General features: G+C 43.2%; 7 protein-coding genes and 1 tRNA gene. 4 read left to right on the top strand and 4 right to left on the bottom strand.

What is annotated here, in order from left to right; all coding sequences use genetic code 11:
• Window positions 1-143: 143 nt before the first annotated feature.
• Both AC5RDS_RS16150 and AC5RDS_RS16145 read right to left on the bottom strand, forming a co-directional pair.
• Window positions 144-2396 (bottom strand): tetratricopeptide repeat protein, encoded by a 2253-nt coding sequence (locus AC5RDS_RS16150; protein ID WP_225982710.1) that lies wholly within the window; start codon window positions 2394-2396, stop codon window positions 144-146.
• Window positions 2397-2406: 10 nt separating this feature from the next.
• Window positions 2407-3519, bottom strand: a complete 1113-nt coding sequence (locus AC5RDS_RS16145) for a CHAT domain-containing protein (protein WP_005834454.1) — start codon at window positions 3517-3519, stop codon at window positions 2407-2409.
• 304 nt (window positions 3520-3823) lie between these two features.
• Between AC5RDS_RS16145 and AC5RDS_RS16140 the strand changes: the two genes are divergently transcribed.
• The 4 genes from AC5RDS_RS16140 to AC5RDS_RS16125 all read left to right on the top strand — a co-directional run bounded on the left by AC5RDS_RS16140 (window position 3824) and on the right by AC5RDS_RS16125 (window position 6678).
• Entirely contained in the window at window positions 3824-4426 is a 603-nt protein-coding gene (locus AC5RDS_RS16140; RefSeq protein WP_016272408.1) for an HU family DNA-binding protein, read from the top strand.
• Window positions 4427-4667: 241 nt separating this feature from the next.
• Window positions 4668-5135 carry a hypothetical protein gene (locus tag AC5RDS_RS16135; protein ID WP_016272409.1) on the top strand — a complete coding sequence of 156 codons (468 nt, stop codon included), beginning with the start codon at window positions 4668-4670 and terminating at the stop codon, window positions 5133-5135.
• Between the two features lie 9 nt (window positions 5136-5144).
• Window positions 5145-5942, top strand: coding sequence for an inositol monophosphatase family protein (locus AC5RDS_RS16130; protein ID WP_005830618.1), 798 nt, complete (start codon window positions 5145-5147; stop codon window positions 5940-5942).
• A 31-nt stretch (window positions 5943-5973) separates the two neighbouring features.
• Window positions 5974-6678: a ComF family protein gene (locus tag AC5RDS_RS16125; protein WP_005830616.1), complete on the top strand. Its 705-nt coding sequence runs from the start codon at window positions 5974-5976 to the stop codon at window positions 6676-6678.
• Between the two features lies 1 nt (window position 6679).
• On the opposite strand, the gene AC5RDS_RS16120 is transcribed toward AC5RDS_RS16125, so the two are convergent.
• Both AC5RDS_RS16120 and AC5RDS_RS16115 read right to left on the bottom strand, forming a co-directional pair.
• A complete protein-coding gene (locus tag AC5RDS_RS16120) occupies window positions 6680-7285 on the bottom strand; it encodes an outer membrane beta-barrel protein (protein WP_005830614.1) in 606 nt (201 codons plus the stop codon).
• Between the two features lie 193 nt (window positions 7286-7478).
• A tRNA-Asn gene (locus AC5RDS_RS16115) sits at window positions 7479-7537 on the bottom strand.
• Window position 7538: the final 1 nt, after the last annotated feature.

Below are 7538 nucleotides of genomic sequence, written 5' to 3'. Positions count from 1 at the left end.
TATATTGGAATCAAGGGGGTAGGATTATTTTAGCACAAGGGGGCAGAATCGCTTGGTTTTAGGGGGCAGCTTACACTGGATTTTCCAAATGGCTTATCCCAAGCTATTTTGGAAAATTCTATTTGTTTTTTCGCCAGTCGATTTTATAAAACTGCCGCCGATAGTTCGTACTTTCGAAAAAAGATGCTATATTTGCAAATGAAAGAGTTATTTGACAGCATAGCAACGCAAAACGCTGAAATTCGCACGGTTGCTAACTCGTTACCGCCACTTTTCAAATAATTCGCTAAAAGTTTATTCCTCAATCGGTTAAGTCTAACCGATGAAAATCTAAAATAATAATTTTGTGATTCTCCATCTGTAATCAAGTACAATCCATTGTCTGTAAACTTGATGACTTTGGGTTTGAATGTGAGTTTCTTCAATGCCTCTGCCAAATTGGATGGAATGTTTTTGTAATATACTCCGTTTTTGCAGCAAGCTATCATCCCGTAATTGGTAATATAGGCATAGTAAACCTCTTCGTATAGTTCTTCGGCTTTCAGTATGAAATTTTTGATGGTTTCATTTGAATAGCTGTAATGCTTGTCCGTGATAACTACCCATTCTCCTCTATCATTGAAGCAGGCCGAAAGAATATTGTCGTCTCTTAAATCTCCTGTACGATATTGTTCCAGTTTTTTGAGGAATGCATCCGGATAACCAAGAGTCCAATACCCTGAACCGCCTAAGATAATTACATAGTTGCCATTTTCAGTGATGTTGATGTCTGTTATTTCAGCATTGCTGCTGTTGGCTTCTTCTATACGTTTCTTAAGCTTGCTGGGAGTACTGCCGGTGTAGGCATATCCACTATTCCCATACACTCCTACTCCTGCTCCATACATAGTGATTGCTCCGGTACGGCATTTCCCCCATTTGTTGATGGCTTCTGTGATGTATGACATGTATGAGCTGGTCGGTAAATTTATATAGCGAACAGTACCGCTATAGGAAAATGGTTTTGAAACGGTTCTGGTTCTGGCTGGAAGAACCGGTTCCGCTTTTTCTTTACAGATATAAGAAGTACCGGCTATCAATTCATTTCCAATCCATTTTCCTGACTGAATGGTGTGTGCCGTAATATCAAAGTAAGCGCCGTATCCATTTCTTTCACCATCCTTCCAAGGGCCGAACCACATATTCCCATTTTCCCAGATATGAATGCCGTATCCGTGGCGTTGTCCATTATAGGTTTCTCCCCAATATTTATTCCCGTTTGTGTAGTTTGTCCGTTCAAATATTTGTCCGGGATATTCTTTGGCTTCTATTTCATAACTGTAGGGGCGGAGCAGCATATACGGTTTTCCGGTGTTTCGGTTGTATTCTACACCATTTTCAGAGCCATTTTTAACTATTATGTCATCTTCTTGAATATGGATGAATAAAGTGAATTCTGAGTTTTTAGTAAAGCCAATTTTAATATTATCTTCTTTGAATTCTACCCTGAATCCATTTATTTCATCATTTTGGGTTTGTCCTAGAGAAGCCTCTCCTTCTATTGTTTTTCCCCACTCTACCGTGCTATTGCGAACAGATTCATGCATGCTTTTCTGTTCACTTTCCGAAGGTGCAGTGTAGAATGGTTTATAGTCCGGTATCATTTTGAGGAGAGTATTCTGTCCGTTGAATCCCGCTTCTTCCAATCTTTCTATGGCAGCTTCTGCTATAGACTTCTGGAGTTCTCCAATGTCTTTGTTGAGAGCAGCCTTTTTGTACCAATATAACGCTGAATTCCCATCTTTTCTCAAGATGTTGTCTATGCCGTATTCATAAGAGATTGCAAGCGAAATCTGTCCGCTTGCATTCCCGTTTTTAGCTGCTCGTTTTGTCCATGCCATTCCGGCGGGGTAATTCTTTGTGACTCCTAACCCGTTTTTCAGTAAATAGGCTAAGCGGCTTTGTGCATAATAAGATTCCGGGCTATTATTGTGTTCGGCGGCTTTTTTATACCAGATAAAAGCCTCTTCATAGTTTTCTTTGTCTTCATATATGCGTCCAAGGTTCTTTTGTGGAAAAGCCCCATTTTTTTCAGCTGCTTTTTTATACCAATAGATGGCCGTTTCTTTATTTTGAGTTAAATTCCCCCAGCCATTACTATAGGCTGCACCCATATTGTTTTGTGCAGCAGGATTTCCTTGCTCAGCCGACTTTCGCCACCAATAAACGGCTTGTATGGTATCAGGTTTTATACCCCATCCCCTAAAGTAGCTCTGTCCGAGATAGAATTGTGCAATCGCGTTTCCATTTATTGCATCTGTCCTATAGTCCGCAGCATTCTTGTGGTTTTGCCCATAAATACTGATGGTAAATACTGCAAGGAATATGCACAATAAGTAATTTTTCATGTTTTTCATAAATTAAGAGTTAATCAATTGCATCCAATAAAATGAATGCAGCCCAGTAAAAGGGATCCTTATATTTTTTTATTTTCTTGAACTCTTTGGGCATAGGCTTTTTGCTCTGTTTTTCTTTTTGCCTGGCTTCTGACTGCCAGCGCTTGTCGGGAGTTGTTTCAATTTCAACTTCGTAGTCACGTACATACTTCTGGGCCTCGCGCAAAGATTCAAATTTGCTCTTTCCTGCGAGCAGATTCTTGTAAAACTGTGTCATCAAGAGTTGAGTAGCATTATCGTCCACTTTCCAGAGACTCATTAATAATGTGTTGGCTCCCGCTTTTTTGAAACCGCGTTGCAAGCCGAATACTCCGTCACCGGTTATTTCTCCCAGTCCGGTTTGGCAGGCAGAAAGTACTACCAGGTCTAACCCTCGTAAATCTAAACCGGCAAGCTCTTTGGCGGTGAGTATGCCGTCTTCTAATCCTTCCGGCAAAGGATTTCCTTTCAGTGCAATATTTGCTCCTGACAATAGCAGTCCTGATCGAGTCAATGCTTTGTCTTCTACGTAGCGTGATTGGTTATTGTCTCCCATCATCAAGAAATCAAGATCCTTTGTCTGTCTGGCTTCTGTTTCTGTCCAATAGAAACCATGAGTGGCGATATGTAGCATACTGATATTCTTACCTGATAAAGCTTTAAAAGATTCTTCTGTACCTCGTAAATCCATATATAAGGCTGGCTGAAGTCTCGTATTCTCTAGTGCTTGTTTAATTTGTTCAGCTTCTATCTTAGTGGCGGGAAGGTATTTGGCTCCGTCACGCAGGTTTAGGGAATCCGGATAGAAGGTATGTTGAATATTCAAGTCTCGAGGAATATCAGTATATTTTTTGTTTTCGACTACTAAAGCTGTTGTATCAGCATCATATTTAAGACCTCCATAGAGAACAGCTTCTTTAATATGGCTTTTGTCTTTTATCATAACCAATTGTCGCGTAGACGACAACCGATAGAAATTTATTTGTTCCGCTATAAAAGTAGAGTCGCTGCTTGGAAGGTGTTCTATGGCGATGTTATGGAGTTGCCCAGCAGGAGCAAAATAAACATTCTTTCTTTGTTTGGAACGGCAACTTTTTATTCTCAACTTTGCTCATTTAAGAGTCTGTTTAAAAACCAACTGAATAAAAGCTTTTATTACGCCAATGAACCTATTATTAGAGCGATTTTTCCCCTTTTTTAATCCCTACTTCCCTTTTTATTAATACTTTTGGGCGTTGTTTTTAATTCGTTAGACAGATGTCTTCTTTCCGTTAGACAATTGTTGTTCTTTCGTAAGATGGACGTTTAACGAAACAGCAACAACTGTCTAACGAATTAAACTCGGTGCATCAGGACTTGTTCTTGCAGCATTGAATGAATAATATTGCCCAACTGATATTCTAAATTATATGAGTGCTTATTACGATTTATACCAGACCCCCAATCCTTCTCCGGAGGACGGTGAAGAAAAGCTGCTTCACGCCCGTATTCTTCCCAAAGGAACCATTCCTGCCGATAAATTCCGCGAACTGGTTCACAAGGCTACCGGTTTCAGCCCTGCCATTCTCGATGGCACGTTGCAGGCTATAACGGATGAGTTGCACAGCTGGCTGGCAGACGGATGGATAGTTGAAGTGGGCGAATTGGGATTCTTTTCGTTATCATTGAAGTGCGACAAGGCCGTGGCGAATAAAAAGGATATTCGCTCTCCGTCCGTGCATTTTCAGAATGTAAACTTGCGTATCGGCAGTAAATTCCGCAACCGCTTTCAGACGATGGAGCTGGAACGGAAAGCATCTCCCTATATCTCTCATTCCAAATTGACACTGGAGGAGCGGAGAAAAAAACTGTTGCAGCATTTGAATAAGTATGGCTGCATTACGCGTACTGATTATGAACAGCTGACCGGAAAGGCGAAACATCAGGCGGTGGCCGATTTGAACCTATTTCTGGAAGAAGGTATTATTCGCAAATATGGTAGTGGAAAAACAGTGGTATATCTCAAGCCATGACAAGCAAGAGAGTTAGAGGAGTTATCACTTTGCTCCGCTAGGGGTTACAGCCGATACTCTTGTGTATGTATTCACAGAACTATCGGCTTTAACTCCTAAGCCGACTTGCCGGCTGATGACTCCTTCTGACTCCCGATAACTCCTTTAAACGAAAGAGCCGTGCGTATAAAAAGGGAAGAAACTTTTAGTACTGCCGATTTGTTTTTAACTTTGTCAATTGAAAACTAATAAAAACAAGCGTATGAATATGAAGGTTGTATCTATGTGCCTGATATGTGCCGGAGCTTTGTTGACCGGTTGTGGAAACGGCGGTAAAAAGGAAGCGGAAACTTCGGAGAGAAAGGAAAAAGAGGCCGTGGTTGGTAGTGATAAAGACGAACATGGTTGTATTGCTTCTGCCGGATATACGTGGAGCGAGGTGCAGAAAGATTGCATCCGTTTGTGGGAGAAAGGTGTCCGCATGAATGCAGTGGATGATGCCGGGAAGACTTTGTTCTTGGTGTTCAGTCCGGACTCTACGCAAGTGGAGTTGTTTTTCTCGGAGGAAGGTGTTTCGAACGAAATTCTGGACCGTCGAGGTCTGCCTGCCGGTGGATATGCCTGGAATGTGGAAGATGATGATACGAAAAACGTACGTCTGGAAGACGGTGAGTGGACGGTCAGCCAACGGGGGAGGCTCATTTATCAGGAAGATGCGAATGGTAAATAATATAAGAATATGGAAAATTTGAAGGCGTTGACAGAGGCTGTCTGCTGTGTAGCCCGTGAAGCCGGGCATTTTTTGAAGGAAGAGCGGAAAAGTTTCCGTCGGGAGGTGGTGCAGGAAAAACATGCGCACGATTATGTATCTTATGTGGACAAGGCTTCCGAGAAAAAGGTTGTATCTGCCCTTAGGAAATTGCTTCCCGAAGCCGGATTCATTGCCGAAGAAGGGTCTGCTGCCTATAGTGACGAAACGTATTGCTGGGTAGTGGATCCTTTGGATGGGACAACGAACTATATTCACGACAATGCTCCCTATTGTGTAAGTATTGCCTTGCGTGACAAGCAGTCGCTTTTGCTGGGTGTGGTTTATGAACCCTGCCGAGACGAGTGTTTTTATGCTTGGAAAGGAGGAGGAGCCTATGTGAACGGAGAACGGTTGCGTGTTTCGCTTGTCAGTGAACTGAAAGACGCTTTTGTGGTGACAGAGTTACCCTACAATTTCGAGCAGTATGCCCGTACGGGCGAACATTTGATACACGAACTTTACGGTAAGGTTGCAGGCATTCGCATGAATGGTTCGGCGGCGCTTGCCCTCTGCTATGTGGCTGCCGGACGTTTTGACGCTTGGCTGGAAGCTTTTATCGGTAAGTGGGATTTCTCTGCGGCTGCACTCATGGTGTTGGAAGCCGGCGGTAAGGTAACAGACTTTTTGGGAAACGAGAACTTTATAGAAGGGCATCATATCATAGCCACCAACGGGCCGCTGCATCCGTTGTTTTTGCGGTTGGTACGGGAGGCGCTGCCATTCTGATACGGTTCTTATTGCCTTATTACACTTTTTTATGGAAAACACATTTAAAGCCTGGTTCTTGTCCTTTGTCCATCTCTTCTTCCCGCGTCAGTGTGCTGTATGCGGGAGCTCTTTGCAAGAGGGAGAAGAGGGCATTTGCATCAGGTGTAATATGAATATGCCACGGACAAACTATCATCTTCGCGAAGACAACTCCGTGGAGCGTATGTTTTGGGGGAAGATACCTCTGGAACGCGGCACTTCCTTCTTTTATTATCACAAAGGAAGTGATTTCCGCCACATCCTGCATCAACTGAAGTATGGAGGCCGGAAAGATTTGGGAGAAATAATGGGGCGTTTTATGGCAGCGGAGCTGGCGGCTACCGGTTTTTTCCGTGGTATAGACGTAATTATCCCCGTTCCTCTACATCCCCGCAAACAAAAGTTGCGCGGATACAATCAGAGTGAATGTATAGCGCGCGGCGTTTCTGCCGTAACGGGTATTCCTATTGATGTGTCCTCCGTGCTGCGCAGAAGACATACGGAAACGCAGACCCGAAAGTCTGCTTACGAGCGTTGGGAAAATGTAGACGGTATTTTCCTTCTCCGCTATCCGGAACGCTTTGTGGGGAAACATATCCTTATTGTGGATGATGTACTGACCACCGGAGCCACTACAACTGCATGTGCCGATGCGCTTAAAGATGTGGGAGGCGTACATGTTAGTATCCTGACGCTGGCAGTGGCGGGTTCGTGAATCAGAAGCGGAAACGTCCGCCTGCCACGATTGTTCCCGTATATCCTACGCCGAATTCGGTGAAGAAGGCAAACTGATTTCCATATTCGATACCCAGAAAACTGAACTGATAGGCAAATTCCTTTTTGTGATAAGTGTCTCCTCCAAAGCTGTTCCGGAGGAAATAGGCGCCGAGCCCTGCAGAGGAATATAGGGAGAATTGGGGGCGGGTGAACCAATGCCACCGGAAGGTGGGGAGGATATACAGATAGCGCCGGTCATCGTTCTTATTCTCATCCAAAACTTCATAAAGGCTACTGGCCGTCCCTCTATTACCGGTTATTCCTCCGGTTACGCCTAGGCTGATTTTACGGTTGATTCTATAAATATAACTGATATTCAGAGCGCCGTAATAGCTGGTCTTCTCGCGTGTATAGATTCCAAAACTTGCTGTCGGAGCAATAAACTCTTCGGCTATACTATTGGCGTCGGTAATGGGGAGGAAGCCGTAACTGACGGATATTTCATGGTGGCGGAATTTTTCTCGCGTAGAAACAAGAGAGGTTTGTGCTTTACCAGCGGTACATAGGCTGAATCCTATGACTAAAAAGAATAAAAGAGTTTTCATTGTAGTTTGGTGTTTGGATTAAAATATGTTTTTCTAATAAATAAAGACAGGTGCTTTTATGAAACTCCTTACTTTACATTTGGCAAATGTATGTTAAATCTTTGAATATGAAATAGAAATGTTTGTCTTTTGTGTGGGATAATGTGGGAAAACAAAAAAGGTTCGCCTAATTGACGAACCTTTTTGCTCTTCCTCTTGGACTTGAACCAAGGACCCTCTGATTAACAGTCAGATGCTCTAACCGACTGAGCTA

This window comes from Odoribacter sp., assembly GCF_985060555.1.
This window is presented reverse-complemented; position numbering and strand designations above follow the sequence as displayed.

Bases quoted from the DNA above. Each gene is read 5' to 3' on its own strand.
- AC5RDS_RS16140 (WP_016272408.1), top strand. From the start codon at position 3,824: ATGAGTGCTTATTACGATTTATACCAGACCCCCAATCCTTCTCCGGAG.
- AC5RDS_RS16130 (WP_005830618.1), top strand. From the start codon at position 5,145: ATGGAAAATTTGAAGGCGTTGACAGAGGCTGTCTGCTGTGTAGCCCGT.
- AC5RDS_RS16125 (WP_005830616.1), top strand. From the start codon at position 5,974: ATGGAAAACACATTTAAAGCCTGGTTCTTGTCCTTTGTCCATCTCTTC.
- AC5RDS_RS16150 (WP_225982710.1), bottom strand. From the start codon at position 2,396: ATGAAAAACATGAAAAATTACTTATTGTGCATATTCCTTGCAGTATTT.
- AC5RDS_RS16120 (WP_005830614.1), bottom strand. From the start codon at position 7,285: ATGAAAACTCTTTTATTCTTTTTAGTCATAGGATTCAGCCTATGTACC.
- AC5RDS_RS16135 (WP_016272409.1), top strand. From the start codon at position 4,668: ATGAATATGAAGGTTGTATCTATGTGCCTGATATGTGCCGGAGCTTTG.